Annotated in this window: 21 protein-coding genes and 1 pseudogene; 11 read left to right on the forward strand and 11 right to left on the reverse strand. The window is 67.5% G+C overall.

Annotated features, from left to right (window positions below; translation table 11 throughout):
• Positions 1-29: 29 nt before the first annotated feature.
• The 3 genes from AC5WS7_RS21540 (at position 30) to AC5WS7_RS21550 (ending at position 2,811) form a co-directional block, all read left to right on the forward strand.
• On the forward strand, positions 30-1,115 hold the full coding sequence (locus AC5WS7_RS21540) for an NAD(P)H-dependent amine dehydrogenase family protein (RefSeq protein ID WP_495956333.1): 1,086 nt from the start codon (positions 30-32) through the stop codon (positions 1,113-1,115).
• Between the two features lie 746 nt (positions 1,116-1,861).
• Positions 1,862-2,005 carry a nucleotide-binding protein gene (locus AC5WS7_RS21545; protein ID WP_495956334.1) on the forward strand — a complete coding sequence of 48 codons (144 nt, stop codon included), beginning with the start codon at positions 1,862-1,864 and terminating at the stop codon, positions 2,003-2,005.
• Between the two features lie 14 nt (positions 2,006-2,019).
• A complete protein-coding gene (locus tag AC5WS7_RS21550; RefSeq protein ID WP_495956335.1) occupies positions 2,020-2,811 on the forward strand; it encodes an ATP-binding protein in 792 nt (263 codons plus the stop codon).
• A gap of 359 nt (positions 2,812-3,170) precedes the next feature.
• Here AC5WS7_RS21550 and AC5WS7_RS21555 read toward each other — a convergent pair whose 3' ends face one another.
• The 6 genes and pseudogenes from AC5WS7_RS21555 to AC5WS7_RS21580 form a co-directional block, all read right to left on the reverse strand.
• A complete protein-coding gene (locus tag AC5WS7_RS21555) occupies positions 3,171-3,626 on the reverse strand; it encodes a Fur family transcriptional regulator (RefSeq protein WP_495956336.1) in 456 nt (151 codons plus the stop codon).
• On the reverse strand, positions 3,598-4,479 hold the full coding sequence (locus tag AC5WS7_RS21560) for a metal ABC transporter permease (RefSeq protein WP_495956337.1): 882 nt from the start codon (positions 4,477-4,479) through the stop codon (positions 3,598-3,600). The genes AC5WS7_RS21555 and AC5WS7_RS21560 overlap by 29 nt, the downstream gene beginning before the upstream one ends.
• Positions 4,476-4,802 carry a metal ABC transporter permease gene (locus AC5WS7_RS21565; RefSeq protein ID WP_495956338.1) on the reverse strand — a complete coding sequence of 109 codons (327 nt, stop codon included), beginning with the start codon at positions 4,800-4,802 and terminating at the stop codon, positions 4,476-4,478. Before AC5WS7_RS21565 ends, AC5WS7_RS21560 begins: the two co-directional genes overlap by 4 nt.
• Positions 4,700-5,380, reverse strand: a complete 681-nt coding sequence (locus AC5WS7_RS21570) for a metal ABC transporter permease (RefSeq protein ID WP_495956339.1) — start codon at positions 5,378-5,380, stop codon at positions 4,700-4,702. The genes AC5WS7_RS21565 and AC5WS7_RS21570 overlap by 103 nt, the downstream gene beginning before the upstream one ends.
• Complete coding sequence (locus AC5WS7_RS21575) at positions 5,377-6,333, reverse strand: metal ABC transporter ATP-binding protein (RefSeq protein ID WP_495956340.1); 957 nt, start codon at positions 6,331-6,333, stop codon at positions 5,377-5,379. The genes AC5WS7_RS21570 and AC5WS7_RS21575 overlap by 4 nt, the downstream gene beginning before the upstream one ends.
• Positions 6,273-7,214: pseudogene (locus tag AC5WS7_RS21580) on the reverse strand (metal ABC transporter solute-binding protein, Zn/Mn family). The gene AC5WS7_RS21575 and the pseudogene AC5WS7_RS21580 overlap by 61 nt, the downstream one beginning before the upstream one ends.
• Before the next feature lie 243 nt (positions 7,215-7,457).
• Here AC5WS7_RS21580 and AC5WS7_RS21585 point away from each other — a divergent pair.
• Both AC5WS7_RS21585 and AC5WS7_RS21590 read left to right on the forward strand, forming a co-directional pair.
• Positions 7,458-9,353, forward strand: coding sequence for an ABC transporter ATP-binding protein/permease (locus AC5WS7_RS21585; RefSeq protein ID WP_495956341.1), 1,896 nt, complete (start codon positions 7,458-7,460; stop codon positions 9,351-9,353).
• A gap of 140 nt (positions 9,354-9,493) precedes the next feature.
• Complete coding sequence (locus AC5WS7_RS21590; RefSeq protein ID WP_495956342.1) at positions 9,494-9,796, forward strand: hypothetical protein; 303 nt, start codon at positions 9,494-9,496, stop codon at positions 9,794-9,796.
• A gap of 279 nt (positions 9,797-10,075) precedes the next feature.
• Here AC5WS7_RS21590 and rpmF read toward each other — a convergent pair whose 3' ends face one another.
• The 3 genes from rpmF to mrf are packed head-to-tail and all read right to left on the reverse strand — an operon-like array spanning position 10,076 to position 11,747.
• Positions 10,076-10,249, reverse strand: coding sequence for a 50S ribosomal protein L32 (rpmF, locus tag AC5WS7_RS21595; RefSeq protein WP_495956343.1), 174 nt, complete (start codon positions 10,247-10,249; stop codon positions 10,076-10,078).
• Between the two features lie 2 nt (positions 10,250-10,251).
• On the reverse strand, positions 10,252-10,518 hold the full coding sequence (locus AC5WS7_RS21600; protein WP_495956344.1) for a type B 50S ribosomal protein L31: 267 nt from the start codon (positions 10,516-10,518) through the stop codon (positions 10,252-10,254).
• Positions 10,515-11,747, reverse strand: a complete 1,233-nt coding sequence (gene mrf / locus AC5WS7_RS21605) for a ribosome hibernation factor-recruiting GTPase MRF (protein WP_495956345.1) — start codon at positions 11,745-11,747, stop codon at positions 10,515-10,517. The genes AC5WS7_RS21600 and mrf overlap by 4 nt, the downstream gene beginning before the upstream one ends.
• Before the next feature lie 98 nt (positions 11,748-11,845).
• Here mrf and rpmB point away from each other — a divergent pair, with 98 nt between their 5' ends.
• The 5 genes from rpmB to AC5WS7_RS21630 all read left to right on the forward strand — a co-directional run bounded on the left by rpmB (position 11,846) and on the right by AC5WS7_RS21630 (position 16,170).
• Complete coding sequence (gene rpmB, locus AC5WS7_RS21610; protein ID WP_495956455.1) at positions 11,846-12,082, forward strand: 50S ribosomal protein L28; 237 nt, start codon at positions 11,846-11,848, stop codon at positions 12,080-12,082.
• Entirely contained in the window at positions 12,082-12,252 is a 171-nt protein-coding gene (gene rpmG / locus AC5WS7_RS21615) for a 50S ribosomal protein L33 (RefSeq protein WP_463357918.1), read from the forward strand. Before rpmB ends, rpmG begins: the two co-directional genes overlap by 1 nt.
• A 3-nt stretch (positions 12,253-12,255) precedes the next feature.
• Positions 12,256-12,561, forward strand: coding sequence for a 30S ribosomal protein S14 (gene rpsN, locus AC5WS7_RS21620; RefSeq protein WP_495956346.1), 306 nt, complete (start codon positions 12,256-12,258; stop codon positions 12,559-12,561).
• A gap of 592 nt (positions 12,562-13,153) precedes the next feature.
• On the forward strand, positions 13,154-13,369 hold the full coding sequence (locus tag AC5WS7_RS21625) for a DUF8691 family protein (RefSeq protein ID WP_495956347.1): 216 nt from the start codon (positions 13,154-13,156) through the stop codon (positions 13,367-13,369).
• A 164-nt stretch (positions 13,370-13,533) separates the two neighbouring features.
• Positions 13,534-16,170: a winged helix-turn-helix domain-containing protein gene (locus tag AC5WS7_RS21630; protein WP_495956348.1), complete on the forward strand. Its 2,637-nt coding sequence runs from the start codon at positions 13,534-13,536 to the stop codon at positions 16,168-16,170.
• 24 nt (positions 16,171-16,194) lie between these two features.
• Here the strand turns inward: AC5WS7_RS21630 and AC5WS7_RS21635 are convergent, their stop codons facing one another.
• On the reverse strand, positions 16,195-16,812 hold the full coding sequence (locus AC5WS7_RS21635; RefSeq protein WP_495956349.1) for a hypothetical protein: 618 nt from the start codon (positions 16,810-16,812) through the stop codon (positions 16,195-16,197).
• Positions 16,809-17,102 (reverse strand): hypothetical protein, encoded by a 294-nt coding sequence (locus AC5WS7_RS21640; protein ID WP_495956350.1) that lies wholly within the window; start codon positions 17,100-17,102, stop codon positions 16,809-16,811. Before AC5WS7_RS21640 ends, AC5WS7_RS21635 begins: the two co-directional genes overlap by 4 nt.
• Before the next feature lie 565 nt (positions 17,103-17,667).
• Between AC5WS7_RS21640 and AC5WS7_RS21645 the strand changes: the two genes are divergently transcribed.
• Positions 17,668-19,527, forward strand: coding sequence for an alkyl/aryl-sulfatase (locus tag AC5WS7_RS21645; protein ID WP_495956456.1), 1,860 nt, complete (start codon positions 17,668-17,670; stop codon positions 19,525-19,527).
• Positions 19,528-19,543: the final 16 nt, after the last annotated feature.

Here is a 19,543-nt window from a genome sequence, read left to right on the forward strand (position 1 = left end):
CCTCCCTCATGACAGAAAGGCGTTTCGCCATGAGCACTTCCGGCAAGGTCCGAGTCTTCCAGGTCGCCACCGGCAACCTCGGCACCGAAATGATCAGCCGCATCCGCGATCATCGCGATCTGGAACTGGTTGGGCTGCACTGCTACTCGCCCGACAAGATCGGGCGGGACGCGGGAGAGATCGTCGGTATCGACCCGGTCGGCGTGAAAGCCACCGGCACGATCGAGGAGATCATCGCGGCCCGCCCCGACGTACTCACCTTCCACGGCGTCTTCCCGGACGAGGACCTCTACGAGAAGGTCCTCGAAGCAGGGATCAACGTGGTCACCACCGCCGACTGGATCACCGGATTCCACCGCGACAAGAACCACCCGCACCCCTCCGGACGTAAGGTCAGCGAGGTGATCCAGGCCGCGTGCGAGCGCGGGAACTCGACCTTCTACGGCACCGGGATGAACCCCGGCTTGAACCAGATCCTCGGAATCGTGCACACCGCGGACGTCTCCGAGATCGAGAACATCACCACCACCGAATCGGTCGACGTGTCCTGCCACCACTCGGTCGACACCTGGAAGGCCGTCGGTTACGGCCGCCCGGTCGATGATCCGACGATCCCGGACTCGCTCTACAAGTACACCGCGGTGTTCGCCGACGCGGTCTACCTGATGGCCGACGCCTTCGACCTCGAACTCGACGAGGTCAAGTTCAGCTACGAACTAGGCGCCTGCACAAAGGATGTCGATCTGGGCTGGTATTTCATGCCCAAAGGCTCGCTCGGCGCCAACTACATCAAATACCAGGGCATGGTCGACGGCGTCCCACGGGTGGAAACCCATCTGGAATGGCAGATGACCCCGCACACCGACCCGTCGTGGGAGATCAAGGGCTGCTACATCACCCAGGTGACCGGCGACCCGAACATCTACAGCAAACACATGATCTTCCCGCGCAAGGGATTCGACCTGTCGAACCCGGAGAACTTCGCCTCCATCGGCATGACCGTCACCGGACTGCCCGCCCTGAACTCCATCAAATCCGTCGTCGCCGCCCGACCCGGAATCATCACCAGCGCCGACCTGCCGCTACGCGCATTCGCCGGCCGATTCAACATCTGAGTCCCCGCCCCACCACACCGGCGGTGCGCCGACTATCGCTCCGGCAATAGGTCGGCGCACCCCCGCAGTTCGCCGACTACCGATCTTCGCTCGTAGAACCTGCGACCGGGAAATCAGGCTCGGGAGAGCACACACCCGAACGGCAATCGAGGTCCGTGTCGGCCGCCGGGGGTTCCACGGATCGGCCGTCCTCGTTGCGGTCGGCAGTAGCGTCCACTCGGTCGACGAATTCATCTGTGGCAGTGCCACTCTCGGGTCGCGTTCAGCCGCTTCGACGCGCGGCCCGTTCTATGGTCGGTCAGAACCATTGTCGGCAATTCGTTGGGTTTCGAATCTTGGCTGGTCATGACCATGCCGGACACTCGTTGTCGCACAACAGACTTGACGGTCCAGCAGGCGGGTTCAGGAGATGCCTGGCTCGGTCGGCAATTCGCGGCTGCGGTGTTCGATCTGGTTGTGGATAGGTCGCCCGACCTCGAGGGTGTGTCCGGCAGCCTCCTCGACGGCCCAGTCGCGGTTAGGGCACGCCCGGGAAGTAGGGGCAGGTGTCGCCCCGGCCCATGGCCACCACGATGGTTGAGTTTTCGACCGTGTCAGCGGTTGGGGGCTTCGGGGTCCGGGTGGTGATGCCGCTGCAGTTCTGCATGCGAGTGTGTGTCGGCACTAGCTCCCACCCGATGCCTCGGTACAGTGTCGTCGAAGGTTTCGGAAATGAATGTCGTTTTTAGTAGGAGAGGAGTGCGGCGGTGAAAATCGCCTTCGTCGGCAAGGGTGGGAGTGGGAAAACCACGCTGTCGTCGTTGTTCATCGGCTATCTCGTCGAGCAGGGCGCACCGGTCCTGGCGATCGATGCCGATATCAACCAGCACTTGGCGGCGGCTCTGGGATGAGCGAGGAGGAGTCGGTGACCCTGCCGACGCTCGCCGGGCATCTGCCGTTGATCAAGGACTACCTGCGCGGTAGCAATCCCCGGATTGCCTCGGCCGAGGCAATGATCAAGACAACGCCGCCGGGGACCGGATCGCGGCTGCTGGGAGTGGTGGACGACAACCCGATCTATGCCGCCTGTGTGCGGGAGGCCGGTGGGGCCCGGCTGATGGTGACCGGGCCGTTCGCCGAGGAGGATCTGGGGGTGGCCTGCTATCACTCCAAGGTCGGTGCCGCGGAGATGCTGCTCAATCACATGGCCGACGGTCCGGGCGAGTACGTGGTGGTCGATATGACCGCTGGCGCCGATTCGTTCGCTTCGGGATTGTTCACCCGTTTCGATCTGACCGCTCTGGTGTGTGAGCCGACGCTGCGTAGCGTCGGGGTCTACCGGCAATACCTGGGCTACGCCAGGGATTTCGGTATCCGGATCGTGGTGATCGGCAACAAGGTGTGCGACGAGGATGATCTGGCGTTCCTGCGCGAGCAGGTGGGCGAGGATCTGCTGTGCTGGGTGGGGCGGTCGGGCCATGTGCGTGCCGCCGAGCGCGGCGAGGTCCGGCCGGTCGCCGATCTGGAACCGGACAACCGCGGTGCGCTGGCCACTCTGCGGTCGGCTCTGGATTCTGTCGAGCGGGACTGGGCGACCTACCAGCGTTACGCCGTCGAATTCCATGTCCGCAACGCCGAGGCATGGGCGGGGAAAGACCTTGTCGCACAGGTTGACCCGGGGTTCGTGATGCGTCCGGGCGTACTGGCGGCTCGGTAGCGGAAGTGCCGGGCGGAACCGCGCAGGCGTGGCGGCGGCCGCCCGGCAGCAGGCCGCCTTCCGGGCTGGAGAGCGGTCGCGCGGTTGCCCACGTCGGGCGACAACGCGGCCGGGGCGAGCGGCCGGCTGACACGCTCTTGGAGCGAGTCGAAAGATGTTGACTTACAACAGAATCCAAGGCAGCTAGGTGATAGGTGCGAGGTTGAGCACGCCTCGGATCCGCTGCCGCAGAATATGGTACCCGCTCGAGCGGTGCGCTGCGGCGCCGCTGGACGAGCGGCGTGAAGACTGGGTCGGTCCCGGCCGGGCAGGTCCGGGGTGCCGAATCCGGCGACCGCCGCGGAATCGGCGAGCGCGCGTTATGTTTGCGATTGACCGTGTTGGCCGACAGCGCAATCCGGGCATGTTCCGTACAGGTCGATGTGGTGATCGACGTCGGCGTACCGGTGATGTTGTGCGATGTGTTGGGTGTGGAGTTCCAGGGTGTCGAGGGTGAATTGTTCGGCGCGGCCGCAGATCCGGCACAAAAGGTTGTGGTGGTGAATCGTGGTGTGGCGCAGGCGGTAGAGCAGTTCGCCGTCCTCGGCGCGCTGGGTCTCCACGAGTTGTTCATGGGTGAGCTGGTGCAGGATGCGGTACACGCTGGTCAGTCCGGCGCGCACAGCCGTGCCGGCGAGTAGCTCGGCGTGTAACTGCTGGGCGCTGCGGAATTTGTCGCTGCGCTCCAGCGCCTCGAGGACGGCGCGCTGCTGTGGTGTGACGCGGCGGCGCTGCCCGGGTCGGGTGTCAGTTGGCTGTCGGTTCGGTGAGGGCATGGGTTCGGTGGGTTCGGGCTCGGTGGCGGCGGAATCGGTCCAGTAGTACGGCGGCGAGGTAACCGCAGGTGGCTACGGTCATGATCGTGAAGCTGGCCGGTGCGGCGGGAACGAGGTAGGACGCGGTGATACCGGCCCAGACCGCTAGTACCGCCAGCGCGGCCGAGCCCCAGAACGCCCGCCACGGCCGGTTGGTGAGCCGGGCAGCGGCAGCGGGCGGGGCGGCGAGCAAGCCGAGCACGACGACGGCGCCCACCAGTGGGGTGGCCTCGGCGACCGCGGCACCGATCAGCGCCAGGAATACCGCGCCGAGCATCCGGACGGGCACACCGGCCGCGCGTGCGACGGCGGGGTCGATGGTGGCGAACAACAGTGGTCGCGAGATGACCAGCAGCAGAACGATGCTCGCGGCCGTGACGAGCACGGCGGTGACCGCATCGTCGGTGTTGATGCCGAAGATGCTGCCGAACAGCACGTTCACGTTCGCGTTGCCGGTGCTGCCGCCGCTGCGATGGGTGGTGTAATAGGTCAGGAACAGCACGCCCAGACCGAGGGTCCAGGAGAAGAACGAGCCGATCGCCACGTCGTCGGAGCCGCCGCGGGCCCCGCCGAGCCCGAGTGCGATTCCGGCCGCCACCGCGGCGATGAAAAGCCCTGTGTACAGGTTGATTCCGGCGGCCAGCGCTGCCATCGCGCCGGTGTAGGCGACATGCCCGAGCGCGTCCGCGGCGAAGACCTCACCGCGCTGCACCAGGAAGTACCCGGCCAGCCCGCACAGCAACGCCACGGCGGTGCCGGCGGTCAGCGCATGCGTAATGAACGGGTGCGCGAACATGCTCGTCAGAGGTGTCATGCCGGCACCCTTGTGACTGCGGGGGCGGGCCGGGCGTGCCGCTGGGCTCCCCGGTCCAGCACTGCGCGAGCGGCAGCGGCGAGCAGATAGATCCCGAACGCGAAACTCGCGACCCAGAATCCGATCGGGTACGGCGAGAAGTACGCGAACCCCATCCCGACCCAGGTGACGGCGAGGGCGATCACCACAGATACCGCGATGCCCCGCCCGGGGTGGCTGGTCAGCTGGTGTGCCGCGGCGGCCGGGGCGACGAGCAGCGCGAACACCAGCAGGCTGCCGGTGACCTGGCTCGTACCGACCGCCGCGACGCCCAGCAGCACCATGAACAACGCCCCACCAGCCGCACCGGAACACCCTGCGCGGCAGCGGTTCCCGGATCGACCGAGGCCCACAGCAGGGGGCGGCAGAGCACGAACAGCAGCAGCAGGCAGGGCACGGCCGCGGCCAGCAGGATGGTCACCTGGCCGGTGGTGACCCCGGCGATGGTTCCGAACAGCAGATTGGTCAGCCCCGACAGGAACCCCTTGTAGAGGCTGACGAACAACATGCCCGCGGCCAGCGCGAACGCCTGCACGATGCCGATCACCGCCGACCGCTCGGCGCTACCACGGGAGCGGGCCGCCGCGGGCAGTGCGGCGATGACCAGGGCCGCGCCGAGGCAGGCCGCGAAATAGCCGTAGCCGGCGGCCAGTCCGAGCCAGGTAGCCGCCGCCGCGCCGGGAAACCCGACCACCGCGAGGGTGTGCCCGGCGAAGCTTTCGCGGCGCAGCACCATCATCCAGCCCACCGCGCCGGCCACGACCGCGACGATCGTGCCCGCCCGCAGGGCGTTGACCATGAACGGGAACGACAGCATCTGGCGCAGGTCCTGCGCCAGGTTCCAGGTTGCGGCCGGATTCATTCGCCGCGCCTCGCCGCCGGATCCGTTACGCCATGGCCGGCGGGCGCGTCGGGCTGGCCGACCACGACGAGCCGGCCGGTGCTGTCGCGCAGCACTTCGATCCGGATGCCGTACAAAGCCGAGAGCTGCTCTGCGGTGATCACATCCTGCGGGCTGCCGCTGACCGCGGTCGCGCGCGCGAGATACACCACCCGATCCAGGTACGGCAGAATCGGATTCACATCGTGCGCGACCATCATGACCGCGATGTTCTCCCGGTGGCAGATGTCGCGGATCAGTGCGCTGATACCGGCCTGGCTGGGCACATCCAGGCTGTCGAGTGGTTCGTCGAGCAGCAGCAGGCGCGGGCGGCGGATCAATGCTTGCGCGATGAGCAGGCGTTGCTGCTCGCCACCGGAACACTGCCCGATCGGCCGATGCGCGTAGGCACTCGCACCGACCAACTCGATCACCTCACCCAACCGCTGTTGTTCGTCGCGGACACGTTGGGGTGCAACGAGTCTGGATAGCCACGGCAGCGGCGTGCCCCAGCGGGCGCCGTCGAGGCCGAGCCGCACGATGTCGACACCGCGCAGGCGCACACCCGTATCGAAGGCCCGGCGCTGAGGCAGATAGCCGATGCCGGCGTTGTTCCGTCCCGGCGGCCCGCCGAGCACCTCGATATCCCCGGTCGCCGGTGTCACACCCAAGATCGCTTTCAGCAGCGTGGATTTCCCGGCGCCGTTCGGGCCGAGCACGGCAACGAACTGTCCCGGCTCCACGTCCACAGACACGCGCGACCAGACCTGCTTGCCGCCCACTACCGCCGCGGCCCCCCTCATAGAGACCACGGAGGCAGCGTGCGGGATCGCGATGTCGTCCGGCACAGCCCTGGCCTGTGACCTGGTCATGGCTACTTGCCGGTCGCGGTGTGCAGAGCATCTTCCAGCGACTGCAACTGGCTGCTCTGCCAATCCTGGAACGTCGCCCCGGCCGGGGCGAGGGTCTCGGTGACGGTGGTGACCGCGATACCCTGCTTCTTCGCCGCGTCCACCTGCGCCTGCACATCCGGGGTGCTGTTCTGGCTGTTGAACACGTATACCCGCAGCGCCTTGGCGGCGATCTGCTGATCGATGGCCGCCTTGTCCGCCGGCGACGGATCGGTGCCCTCGCTGATCGCCTTCAGGAACTCCGGCGGCGTGATCAGGTTCAGCCCCAGCGCCTCGGCGAGCGGAGCGACGATCGACTCGCTCGCCCCGACCGGGGTGCCGGCGTACTTGGTCTTGATATCGGAGATCAGGCCCTTGTACTTGGCGAGGGTGGTGTTCTCGAACGTGTTCTTCCGATCCTCGAAGTATGCCGCGTCGGCCGGGTCGGCCTTCTTGTAGTCATCGGTGATCGCGTCGACGACCTTGGTCACCGAATCGGGCGAGTATCACTGGTGCGGGTTGCCGTCGTCGGGCACACCCAACTGCTTGCCGATGTTCAGTTCGGTGCGGTTCTGGCCCGGGTTGGCCGCCAGCAGCTTGTCCGCCCAGGCGTCGTAACCGATGCCGTTCTCGAGGAACACCTTCGCCCCGGCCACAGCCCGCGCGTCGGCCGGGGACGGCTCGTAGTCGTGCGGGTCGGTGTCGGGATTGGTGATGATGCTCGTCAGGTGCACCTTGTCGCCACCGAGCTGTCCGGCGATGCTGCCCCACGCATTGATCGTCGCGACCACCTCGAGCTTCCCGCCGGAATTACCCGGCCCGGATGACGTCGAGGACGTACCGCACGCCGTCGCCGTCGCGACGAGCGCGACCCCGCACAACGCGGCCGCCATCACACGGTTGCTCTTACCCGAACCCACCATCATGCATCCCTCATCAGAACATGAAACTGAAAACCATTGTCATCAAGGTAGCAGGGCGCGGGCCGGTTATCCAGCCGAACAGAACCCGCAGCCGCAGGCTGCCCAGTCCGCCTGCGCGGCACGAGGTCCGGCCGCAGCCGAATCGGCCTCCCCCTGGTGTGCGCGCTACCCCGCAACGGTGCGGGTCACGGTGCCGGGAAACCGGTTGACACGCGATTCCCAGCAATGACCGTTACGCTGCCGCGCATGATCGGCGCATCCGGACTCGACTGGGGTCACGAGCTCTTCCACAGCCTCTGGTGGATCGCGAAGGGGTTCGCCCTCACCGCGGCCATCTTCCTGATGATCGCGGCCGCGTTGATCAAGTTCACCGGGTGGGGGCGGATGTTCTGGCGCATCACCGGCGGCTACTTCACGGGCCGTCACAGCTGGGCCGGGTGGGGCCTGCTGGGGATCGTCGTTCTGCTCGCGGTGTACTCGGTGCGTATCCAGGTGCTGTTCACCTACTACTACAACGACATGTACTCCTCGCTGCAGCTCGGCGTGCAGGCACTGGCCGGCCACGATGCATCGAATATGGCCCACGCCAAGACGTTGTTCTGGCACAGCATGATCGTGTTCACGGTGCTGGCCACCATTTTCACGGTCATGGTGATGGTCACGTACTGGCTGAACTACGCCTTCCAGATCCACTGGTGGAAATGGCTGAACCAGCGCTACCTCGACGACTGGCTGTCCGGCAAGGCGTACTACCGAAACCGGTTCATCGACAACACCATCGACAACGCCGACCAACGCATCCAGCAGGACACGCAGGACTTCGTCAACGGCATCTTCGCCCTGGCCTTCGGCGGCACCGTCGGCCCGTATGCGGTCAGCGGCAGCGGTGTGATCGGCAGCGGCCTGACCGTGGTGTCGTTCACGCCGATCCTGTGGAAACTCTCACTCCCGCTGAACGTCCTGGGCTGGCACCTTCCCCGCGCATTGGTGTTCTCGGTGTTCATATTCACCGTGGTCGTCACCGCTGTCGCGTTCTGGATCGGGCACCCACTGATCCGGTTGAACTTCCTGTTCCAGCGCCGCACCGCCGACTACCGCTTCGGCCTCGTGCGCCTGCGCGAGAACGCCGAGAACGTCGCGTTCTATCACGGTGAACGCGAAGAACGCGCCGGGCTCGACCATCGCTTCGACGCCGTCATCGACAACGCCTGGCAGCGCGTCTACCGCCTCATCAAGTTCTACGGCTGGAACCAGCTCACCAACCAGGTCACCGGTATCTTCGTCGGACTGATCATGGGCCCCCAAATACTCGAGGGCATCACCACCCTCGGCAACATGCAACAGGCGGGCAGCGCCTTCACCAGCTTGCAGGCCGCGGTGTCCATGCCACAAAACTCCTACGACGCGTTCACCTACGTGCGAGCCACCCTGGTCCGCCTCGACGGGCTGCGCGACGCCGACGAGAAATCCAGGACACTCCCATCGATCGACACCAGCACATCGAGTGCGGGCCTGGAACTTGTCGATGTGACGGTCACCAAGCCGGACGGGACACCACTGATCAACGATCTGTCCCTGCGACTCCACCCCGGCGATGCACTGGTCGTGAAGGGGAAATCCGGCGCCGGCAAGACCACCCTGCTCCGCAGCATCGGCGAATTATGGCCCTACACAACAGGTTCCGTGCGACGACCGATGGGGAACGACACCCTGTTCCTGTCCCAGCGCCCGTACCTGCCACTCGGGAATTTGCGCGACGCCATCTCCTATCCGGGCACGCCGGGCAGTATCAGCGACCAGACGCTGCGCGAAACCCTGATCAAGGTCAACCTGGGCCACCTGGTCGATCGGCTCGATGACGACGACAACTGGGGTGACACGCTCTCCCCAGGGGAACAACAGCGGATCGGTTTCGCGCGAATTCTGTTGCTACGACCCAAACTCGCCTTCCTCGACGAGGCCACCTCCGCAGTCGACGAGGGCCTGGAATACACCCTCTACCATCTGGTGCGCAGCGAGTCACCCGACACAGTGCTGGTCAGTGTGGCACACCGCAGCACGGTGGATCGCCATCACAACCACCGACTCGAGATCAGTGGCAGCGGCGAGTGGAACCTTTCCCCGGCCGCGCTGAGCGCGTAGCGGGCGAGAAAACCGCATTCATCTACTCACCACGCAGTACCATGCCACCCACGTGGGCAATCGATGGGCAACATAGCTGATGTATGCGAGGATACGAATTATTGGATGGTATCGAAACCTCGGAGAGGGAGTACAGCAGAATGACCAGCAGTGTCCACACCCCGCATTCGAGCCATGAGCACGTCCACGGCGAGGGATGCGGTCACGTCGCCGTACCGCACGGCGACCACGTCGACTACGTCCATGACGGGCATATTCACCGAGTTCACGGCGACCATGTGGATGAATGCGAGCCGGCCGATCACGCCGAGCATTCCGGCGGGCACGAGCATGTCCACGGCGAAGGATGCGGTCACGTCGCCGTACCGCACGGCGACCACGTCGACTACATCCATGACGGACACCGGCACGCGGCACACGACGGCCACTACGACGAGCACTGATCGACACCTCGCCAGACACCACCCGGCTACTGCTGGGCGACCGGGACCGGGAGCCCGCCACGTGCTTCTGCGGTGGCCCCATAAGGACCACCGCGAAGCCTGTTCCAATCCGCGGCCTGCCGGCGCATCAAATCAGCTATAACCGGCCGTCACGAACCGGAACAACAGCCGATCGCCGCAGCGAGGCCGACTCGGGAAATACCCGACTCCACCTCGCTGAGGCTCGGCTCCGGCCGGCCCGACGCGGGCTGTACTACCCGTTCGCGGGACTGCGGTCGCTCACAGGCGGTCCAGATCGATCACGCCCCGGCGCACCGCGGCCGCGAGCCGGGGCGGGATGTACCGCACCACACCATTCACCGTGATCGGAATCAGCTGGGGCGCAGTGGCTTTCCACTGCGAGCGGCGGTGGCGGGTGTTGGCGCGCGAGGTGCGGCGTTTGGGCACGGCCATCCTCACGCCTCCTTTCCGGGCCGCACGCGGCGGCCGTAGCGTCGTTCGAACTTCTCCACCCGGCCCGCGGTGTCCAGCACGCGATGGGCACCGGTCCAGAACGGGTGTGAGTCCGAGGTCACGTCCATGACGAGCAGCGGATAGGTATGCCCGTCGGTCCAGGTGACGGTGCGGTCGCTGGTGGCAGTCGAGCGGGTGAGGAAACGCTTTGCGGTGCTGGAATCCTCGATGACGACCGGGTGGTAGTCGGGATGGATGCCGGGTTTCACGACTGTTCTCCTTCACGGGTGGGGTATACGGAGGTGGGTTCGGTTGTGGCGCACGGGTCTTCGTGCCAGTCGCCGAACGGGTCCGGCCAGTGCTGCCATGAATCCTGTTGGCGCAGTTCGTCGTCGGTGACCAGGGCCCATTGCAGGGCGCGTTCGATGTCGCTGGGGTCGGCGTGGTGCACCAGGGCGACGAGCGCGCAGTGCCGGTCACCGAAGCGGGGATGCCAGCGCAGCGCGGCCAGGGCCAGCCGTTCCGGATTCTCGGCCTGTTGATCGGCGGGGGACAAGGCCGCGAGCCACGGCCCGGCCGGGCCGATACGCAGTCCCGAACCGGCGGATTCGAGCCACAGCACCTCCTGGGGGCGGGTCGCCAGCCAGATCCGGCCGCGCGCGGTGATCACCCCGTCGAGCAGCACATCGATGGCCTCGTGCAGCCGCTCGGGATGAAACGGACGCTCGGCGGTGAACTCGACCAGGCAGACCCCGGCGTCCATCTCCAGCGGCGGCGCGCCGGCCAGCAGCGGCGCGTGCGGATCGAAGCCGCGCCCGGTCCGGGAGGGCTCACCCGTACTCGCGAGCACGCCGGCGGCATCGAGAGTCCCGCTCGCCCACTGCCGCGGCACACCCGGGGCCAACCGGTCGAAGACGGCGTTCAGCACCGCCGCGTCCAGCGGGTCGGGTTGCCCGAAAAACGTTATGGCGTCGGCGAATTCGACCTGAGCGAGCGCGACCTGGGCCACCGTGCGGTCGTCGTCGCCGGCGCCGAGGCGCTCGGCGAGGGTCTCATCGCCCGTGGCGTCCGCCAGCCAGGTGGCGGCGTCGACGGCGGCCAGCATCGCAGTGATCCGCACATCGTGGCCGGCCGGGGCGTCGACCCGGCCGGGAACACCGGCGACGACGACGGTCTCGATCGCCTCGCACACCTCGATCGGTTCCATCACCGGATCCAGCAGCAGCACGATGCGCGTCACCGAACTGCGGTCGGACAGCGTGCGCAGCAGCGGCAGCAGCGACGCGCGCAGCGTGCACGACACACAACCGTGCGCCAGTTCCAGCACCGCCGTCTGTTCGCGATCGTGCATGGTCAGCGTCCGGGTGACCACACCTTCGCGCAGCAGCGCCAGATCGTGCCGGACCAGCGCCGTCCCGGGGGTGAGCAGTCCGGAGCCGAGCTGTCGCACCCCGTCGGGGTGGCCCCCGACCATGATGACGGGCGTCCTGGCGTCCACGTCACTCCTTTCGACAACCATTTTCATTAACTGCGACCCGAGGGTACAGTGCCGACAGGGAGTTGTCGAAAATGATTTTCAACAGTGAGGAGAGTGGTGTGTCCGCACACTGCCAGGTGACCGGGCGAGCGCCCGGCTTCGGCAAGTCGGTGTCGCATTCGCACCGGCGCACCAACCGGCGCTGGGATCCGAACATCCAGCGCAAGACCTACTTCGTGCCCAGCCTGGGGCGGCGGGTCACGCTGAACGTCTCGGCCAAGGGCATCAAGGTCATCGACCGCGACGGCATCGACGCTGTGGCCGCCCGGCTGCGGGCCCGAGGGGAGCGGATCTGATGGCATCCAAGAGCACCGATATCCGCCCGATCGTCAAGCTGCGCTCGACCGCGGGCACCGGCTACACGTACGTGACCCGCAAGAACCGGCGCAATGACCCGGACCGGCTCGTGCTGCGCAAATACGACCCGGTCGTGCGGCGGCACGTCGATTTCCGAGAGGACCGCTGAACCGTGGCGAAGAAGTCCAAGATCGTCAAGAACGAGCAGCGCGAGCTGGTGGTGGCCCGCTATGCCGAGCGGCGCGCGGAATTGCGTGCGACCGTGCGGGATCCGCACGCGAGCCCCGAAACCCAGGCCGCGGCGCAGCTCGCGCTGCAGCGGCTGCCGCGCGACGCCAGCCCGACCCGGCTGCGCAATCGCGATGCGGTCGACGGCCGTCCGCGCGGGCATCTGCGCAAGTTCGGGCTGTCCCGAGTCCGGCTGCGCGAGATGGCACACCGCGGCGAGTTGCCCGGCGTCAGCAAATCCAGCTGGTAGGAGGGCAGGTAGCAACCGCCGTGAAGAACGCCCGCGAAATGGGCCTCCTGCCCTACACCGGAAGGTAGCCGCCCCCGCCCGGCGCCCATCCGGCGCCAGGCCCGGCCCGCCTCCGTCGCACGATGGCAAGCGACCAGCCGAAACGGCGACCCTACCTGCCCACAACTGATATTCGGCGTAGATCACCAGCCGAGCCGCCGTTCCCATGTTCGCCGCGTCCTCCCCGGGGCGCTCAGCCGCTCTGCACAGCGAGATTGCCATCGGGTTCGGAATCTCCCAGCCCGCACGGCGTTCGAACACCCGGGAACGTCGCGGGCGGAATCGGAACATGCCGAACATCCGGCGCGGGCCTTCGGCCCTGGTGAGCAATTCGTCTTCGCGCTCACCTGGCCGGATCGTCGTACTATGCGACGAGTCCCGCACCCGGCGGGAACGCGCCTCACCCGCGAGGGGTGAGCGCATCCGTGACATTCGGGGCGAACTCACCCCGAGCGGATGACGTGCCGCCACGATCGGCGAGCGAATCTGGATCCCGACAGTGTTGGAGTCGGCCCGCGACGAGACGCACCAGCCCACGAGAAGGTGAGCGTGCATGGCGACTGCCGTTCGGTACCGGTTCGTCATCGAGGGCGACCTGTCCGAACGCGCACAGGCCGCCTTCCCCGAACTGACCCGCAGCGCCCACTCCACGCCGGGCACCACCACCCTGTACGGAACGGTTCCGGACAGCACCGCGGTCCGCAGCGTGCTGGCCCGCATCGACACCCTCGGCCTCACTCTGCTGGAGATGTCCCGTCTGCCGGACTGACCCCCGGACGGCCTGATGTGCCTCGCCCTTTCGAGATGAATTCGATCCGGTCAAGAGATCAGCTACCCCCTCGTATCCAGCAAATAGCTGGTATACGTTCGAATTCAGACAGATCAGACCCCTCGACAGCGGCTCGGACGGACAGACAAGCTCACGGAGGCGTTATGGTCGCACCCGAACTATCCACCCTGCGCACCAGCGCGAACCGGTACCGCTCGAACGCCGCGGCGGCTTCGGCGCACACGCCGCCGATCCTGTCCTTCACCCCGCTGCGGATGGTCGCGGCGCAGGCCCGGATGAATCAGGCCAGGCAAGCGGCGAACGGCCACACGATTCTCGTGTGCGCCCCGGCGGGAACCGGTAAGACCGTCCTGGCTGCCGATTGGGTCCAGCGTCGGCTCTGCCCGGCCGCTCTCGCCTGGGTCGGCCTCGCGGATCTCGGCGAAACCCAGCTGTGGCCCGCCGTCGCGACGGCCCTGGACCTGCAGTCGAGCACCGGCGGCGGGTCCGTCCCGGACACCCCGATCGACGAGGCCGCGGCAGTGATATCCGCGATCGGCGACGCGTCCACCGATACGGTGCTGGTCCTCGACGACGCTCACCTGATCACCGACGCGCTGGCGCTCGCGGGCCTCGAGTACTTCCTCGAACATGCCCCGCCCACGCTGACCACCGTGGTCGTCGGCCGCTACGAACCACCCGTTCGGTGGCACACCCTGCAGATGACAGGTCGGCTGACCCGCATCGGGTCGCGCGACCTGTACTTCGACATAGAGCACACCGCGGCGCTGCTGGCCCAGCACGACTGCCGGCTCACCGAATCCGAACTGGCCTCCTTCCACGAACTCACCCGCGGCTGGGCGGGGCTGGTCCGGATCGGCGCGTTCCACCTGGCCTCGCACACCCGCGACCGCGCCACCGCGCTGGCCGCGCTGGAACACGGATCCCACGCGGTGGCCGATTTCCTGGTCGGTGAACTGTTGTCGGCGCTGGCGCCCAAGATGCTGGATTTCCTGCTCGCCACGGCGATCCCGGACTCCTTCTCGGCAGATCTGGCCGAAACGCTGGCGGGGCGAACCGCGCCCCGCACACTGGAATCGCTACTGCGCGGCAACTTTCCGCTAGAGGCGGCCGCCCGCAACGGCAGCCTCTGGTACACCTACCACCCGATGTTGCGCACCTATCTCCTCGCGGAGATCGCGCGGACCGAACCGGACCGCGCACCCGCGCTGCACGCTGCCTGCGCGCGTTGGTTCACCACCGCCGGCATGCTGCCCGAAGCACTGCACCATCTGCTGGCCGCACCGGATCGGACCGGACTGACCGAATTCGTCCGCGAACACGGTCCCCGCATGGTGTTCGACGGCGACGGCGCGACGCTGTTCCGCCGGCTCGACCCTCTCGGCACGGCGACCGACGCCTTCGTCGTCCTGCTGCGGACCGCCGAGGCGATCGAACGGGGCGACCTCGTCCACGCCGCGGCGCTCGGCGACCTGGTCCGGCGGTTCCCATTGCCGGATTCGGTCTTCGCGGCGCCGGAACTGCTCGGGCCGCTGGCCGACGCGGTCGGAACCGACGTCGACATCGCGACCGGTCGACTCACCGAGACCACACCGCGCGGCCTGCCCACCCCGACGGGTTATCCGGAGCTGGACTGCTACATCGCCCTGCAGGCCGCCAGCACTCACCTGTTCGGTCCGCACCCGCACGACAAGGGCGAATCGGAGTTGCGGCACGTTCTCGCGCTCGCCGAGCACGCCGGACTGGACCGGCTGACGATGCACGCCCTGACCCGTCTGGCCGTCGCGGCCGGACTGGGCGGATCGCTCACGCTGATGCGGGAGCGATCCGTGCAGGCGGTCGCCTTCGCCGAAAGCCACCATCTCCAGGACAGCACGGCGCTGACGCATGCGCGAACCATGATCGCGCTCACCGCCTATCTGCAGGCCGACGAGCAGCAGCTGCCCATCGAGCAGATCGCCCCGCTCACCCGCCGGGTGGACGGGTCCGTCGCCCCGGCCCCGGGTCGGCACGCACAGATCCTGGCACTGCTGTTGAACTCGGACTCCACCGCCGACAAACACACTCTCGCCGACACACTGCGCACCGAAATGCACACCCTGCTCGAGGAGACCCCGCTGGTCGCCACCACCGGCGGGCTGCTGATCCAGGTCACCTGGGCGCTGTTGCGCGTCCGGTGGTCCGATACCGCGCAACGACTGCTCGACCGAGCGGCCGCCGCGCTGGGCCGCATCCCCGAGACGGTTCTCGCCCAGGCCGCCCTCGCCGAAACCAAGCACTGCTCATCGGTCACCCTCGAACTGGTCACTCCCCTGCTGGGCCAGGACGATCGACTGCACCCGATCCCGGCGATCCAGGCCTGGCTGCTCTACGCCTCGGCCTGCCACCGGCTCGACCGGCCGGTCGCGGTCTACGACGCGCTGCACCGCGCCGCCACGCTCGCGTACACCGACCGGCTGATCCGGCCCTTCCTGGACGTGCCCGGCACCATCGAACTGCTCGACCAGTACATGGGCCGGTTCGGCTACCTCGACGACTTCGTCGACACGATCCGCCGGCACCGCCGCGCCGACGCCGCCCTGCACGGCCCACATCTGACCGACGCCGAGGTCGCGGTCCTGCGTCAGCTTCCCTCGGGAATGACCACCAACGACATCGCCACCGATATGGGCGTCTCGATCAACACCGTCAAAACCCATCTGCGCGGGATCTATCACAAACTCGGCGTCCGCACCCGCGCCGACGCCATCACCCGAGGCCGCACCCTGGGCGCGATCTGACCCGGGCCGCCACGGCTTCGGCGCTCAGCTGCCGATGCCGTCCAGCCGCACCCGCATCGGCCCGGACAGCTCCGGTTCCGGTGCCGGCGCGATCATGCCGGCCTCCCGGTGCGGCCGGTTGGCGAGATGCGACCGGGTCAGCAGCATCGTCGTCGAGGATCGGTAGGTGACGGCCCCCGCGGTGTCGATGGTCACCCCGACGAGGTCCTGTGCCAGCACGAGATCGTCGGCGGGCAGGGCGAACAGGGAGATCGTGACAGCGGGCGGACCATCGGCGTCTCCGGCGTGCAGCGAGCCGGTGACGAATGCCGGGCATCCCGACAACAGCATGATCGCGGTGCCGAAATCGGCCGGGGCGGTCCCGGGTGTGCGGACCCCGGCCGCCGCGGCGGCCACCGCGCTGCTCAGCGTCGGGTGCCCGGCAGGCCAGTGCGGCGGTTGCAGCCGATGCCATCGCCGCAGCGCCGGACAGGAATCCAGCTCGGCGCGGCCGAGCCAGCGGCGCCGGCCGCACGCCAGTACCCGGCCGACCCGGGATTGCAGACGTGTCGTGTCGTCGATGACAGCTCGGAACTGGACCTTCTCACAGGAGACGAAGGAGCGTTCGGCCGTCATCGGCGGTTCCGGGTGCGTCTGGGTCATGTCACCCTCCGGCGGTTCACTCGAATTCCGTTGCCCTGCAAGCCATTTACCGAACCCTTGCGCACCCGCATCCGCGGCGTCCGCCGATGCCGCGATCTGCGCCGGGCCACCGCGAACGCGAGACTCGCTCCGACGATCAGCACGACGCCGGTCGCCACGGTCGCCACCAGCAGCGCGGCTCCCACGGCCGCCGCGCCGTTGTGCTGCCGGAGCAGAATCGCCGCGCCCACCGGACCCACCGATACGAGGGCCGGAATCAGCAGAATCATGCCGACGGTCGTTGCGAACACCGCGGAATCGGTCCCGAGTGCCCCACCGCCCCCTCGGCCCGGAGGGTGCCGCTCCCACCTGCCAGGATGAGGTTTCTCGCTCATCGGAATCTCCATACCTGCCGACCGATCTCGATGACCGTTGACGGAAGATCTCGGAGCACGAGTCTGCACCCGCCGGTCACGAACTCGACTCACCCGGCCGGGATGATCTCCGTGGGAGCAGAACCCCTGTGACCGAGCGGCGCGGCGCGCCGGGCCGGACCGAACTCGGCGAGGTCGTCGGGCCGGCCGGTTCGTTCGTAGGTGCCCTGCGGGCGCATCAGCGGCGACGGGCCTGGCGGAAGTCCGGATCACTCGGCGACCGCCCTCACCCGCGACGGGTGAATCACCCGGAAGCGCTGCCGTGCCGGGCGGTCCTGCCTTCGCGGGACCGCCCGCGAGCCGCGACGCATCTCACCCGGGCAGGGTGAGGATCGGGCAGCACGCGGCTGCGATCCTCGCTGACAATCCGTGAATCCTGGTCCGCGAAGCCGATAGGGGTTGTGCAATGACCGCTCACACCGAGGTCTCGGCCACCGTGCAGATGCTGAACGAGGAGTCCGCCCGGGCCGGTTCCTTCGATGACGACCAGGATTTCGCCGACGCCCGACGCGGCTTCGTCGCGGCACTCGAACCCGGCGTGATCACCGACGCGGCCGGGAACACCGTATGGGACAGCGACGCCTACGCGTTCCTCGACCAGGACTGCCCCGCGACGGTGAATCCGAGTCTGTGGCGGCAGTCGAAGCTGTGCGCGATGCAGGGATTGTTCGAGGTGACCCGGGGCATCTATCAGATCCGTGGGCTCGATCTGTCGAATATGACGCTGGTCGAGGGCGATACCGGAGTCGTCGTGATCGATCCGCTGATCTCCGCGGAGACCGCGGCCGCCGGGCTCGGGCTCTACCGTGAGCATCGCGGAAACCGGCCGGTGACCGGCGTGATCTTCTCGCATTCGCACATCGATCACTTCGGCGGCGTCAAGGGCGTCACCACACCGCAGGAGGTGGCGGCGGGTCGCTGTCCGATCCTGGCGCCCGCCGGCTTCGTGGAACACGCGGTCGAGGAGAACGTCTACGCGGGCACCGCCATGGCGAGACGGGCCGCCTACATGTACGGCGCGGCCCTGCCCCGCGGACCGCTCGGCGCGGTGGGGGCCGGGCTCGGCCCGACGACCTCGACCGGCACCCCGACGCTCATCACCCCGACCATCGACGTCACCCACACCGGCCAGACCGAAGTCGTCGACGGCGTCCGCGTCGAATTCCAGCTCACGCCCGGCACCGAGGCGCCCGCGGAGATGAACTTCCACTTCCCCGATCACCGCGCCCTGTGCATGGCCGAGAACGCGACCCACACCCTGCACAACCTGCTGACCTTGCGCGGCGCGCTGGTCCGCGACCCGCACGTGTGGTCCAGATATCTGACCGAATCCATCAACCGATACGCCGCCCGGTCCGATGTCCTGTTCGCCTCACACCACTGGCCGACCTGGGGTACCGAGCGCCTGACCGAATTCCTCGCGGTGCAGCGCGACCTCTACGGATACCTGCACGACCAGACGCTGCGCGCACTGAACAAGGGCGCCACCGGAATCGAGATCGCCGAGAGCATCGAACTCCCGCCGGCCATCGTCGGGGCCTGGCACACCCACGGCTACTACGGATCGGTCAGTCACAACGTCAAAGCCGTCTACCAGAGGTACATGGGCTGGTTCGACGGAAACCCGGCCACGCTGTGGCAGCATCCGCCGATCGAATCGGCCGAACGGCACGTCGAATTCATGGGCGGAGCACAGAACGTCGTGCGCAAGGCACGCGAATCGTACGAGGCCGGCGACTTCCGCTGGGCCGCACAGATTCTGAACTACGTGATCTTCGCCGAGCCCGGCAACGCCGAGGCGAGATCACTGCAGGCCGACACCCTCGAACAGCTCGGCTTCGGCGCGGAGAACGGCACCTGGCGCAATTTCTTCCTGATGGGCGCCTACGAACTGCGCAACGGCTCGGTCGGGACGCCGACCGCCACCGCCGCACCGGATATCGCCGCGGCACTCACCGTCGAACAGCTCTTCGACGCCGCCGCCCTGCGCATCGATGGCCCCAGGGCGTGGTCCGCGAACATCACCATCGACTGGCGCATCTCCGACCAGAATCTCGTGCACCGCACTCAACTCCGCAACGGCGTACTGGTGCACTTCGACGTCGACGACCAGTTCCCCGCGGCCGCAACCACATTCACCCTCAGCGGCGCGGACCTGCACGCCGCCCTGCTCGGCAGCCGGGACCTCGGCGAGATGATCTCCGACGGAACCATCACCGTCGAGGGCGATCCGGGCGCACTGACCGAACTGGTCGGCTACTTGGACTCGCCCGACCCCGACTTCGCCATCGTGACGCCGTAGCGCGCCGACCGAACGG

The organism is Nocardia sp. PLKS1-43, assembly GCF_059510335.1.

What these genes read in the sequence shown, in the direction of transcription:
- AC5WS7_RS21540 (WP_495956333.1), top strand. Translation starts at nt 30, where the DNA reads ATGAGCACTTCCGGCAAGGTCCGAGTCTTCCAGGTCGCCACCGGCAAC.
- AC5WS7_RS21555 (WP_495956336.1), bottom strand. Translation starts at nt 3,626, where the DNA reads ATGCCCTCACCGAACCGACAGCCAACTGACACCCGACCCGGGCAGCGC.
- AC5WS7_RS21560 (WP_495956337.1), bottom strand. Translation starts at nt 4,479, where the DNA reads ATGACACCTCTGACGAGCATGTTCGCGCACCCGTTCATTACGCATGCG.
- AC5WS7_RS21565 (WP_495956338.1), bottom strand. Translation starts at nt 4,802, where the DNA reads ATGGTGCTGCTGGGCGTCGCGGCGGTCGGTACGAGCCAGGTCACCGGC.
- AC5WS7_RS21570 (WP_495956339.1), bottom strand. Translation starts at nt 5,380, where the DNA reads ATGAATCCGGCCGCAACCTGGAACCTGGCGCAGGACCTGCGCCAGATG.
- AC5WS7_RS21585 (WP_495956341.1), top strand. Translation starts at nt 7,458, where the DNA reads ATGATCGGCGCATCCGGACTCGACTGGGGTCACGAGCTCTTCCACAGC.
- AC5WS7_RS21590 (WP_495956342.1), top strand. Translation starts at nt 9,494, where the DNA reads ATGACCAGCAGTGTCCACACCCCGCATTCGAGCCATGAGCACGTCCAC.
- rpmF (WP_495956343.1), bottom strand. Translation starts at nt 10,249, where the DNA reads ATGGCCGTGCCCAAACGCCGCACCTCGCGCGCCAACACCCGCCACCGC.
- rpmG (WP_463357918.1), top strand. Translation starts at nt 12,082, where the DNA reads ATGGCATCCAAGAGCACCGATATCCGCCCGATCGTCAAGCTGCGCTCG.
- AC5WS7_RS21625 (WP_495956347.1), top strand. Translation starts at nt 13,154, where the DNA reads ATGGCGACTGCCGTTCGGTACCGGTTCGTCATCGAGGGCGACCTGTCC.
- AC5WS7_RS21630 (WP_495956348.1), top strand. Translation starts at nt 13,534, where the DNA reads ATGGTCGCACCCGAACTATCCACCCTGCGCACCAGCGCGAACCGGTAC.
- AC5WS7_RS21635 (WP_495956349.1), bottom strand. Translation starts at nt 16,812, where the DNA reads ATGACCCAGACGCACCCGGAACCGCCGATGACGGCCGAACGCTCCTTC.
- AC5WS7_RS21645 (WP_495956456.1), top strand. Translation starts at nt 17,668, where the DNA reads ATGCTGAACGAGGAGTCCGCCCGGGCCGGTTCCTTCGATGACGACCAG.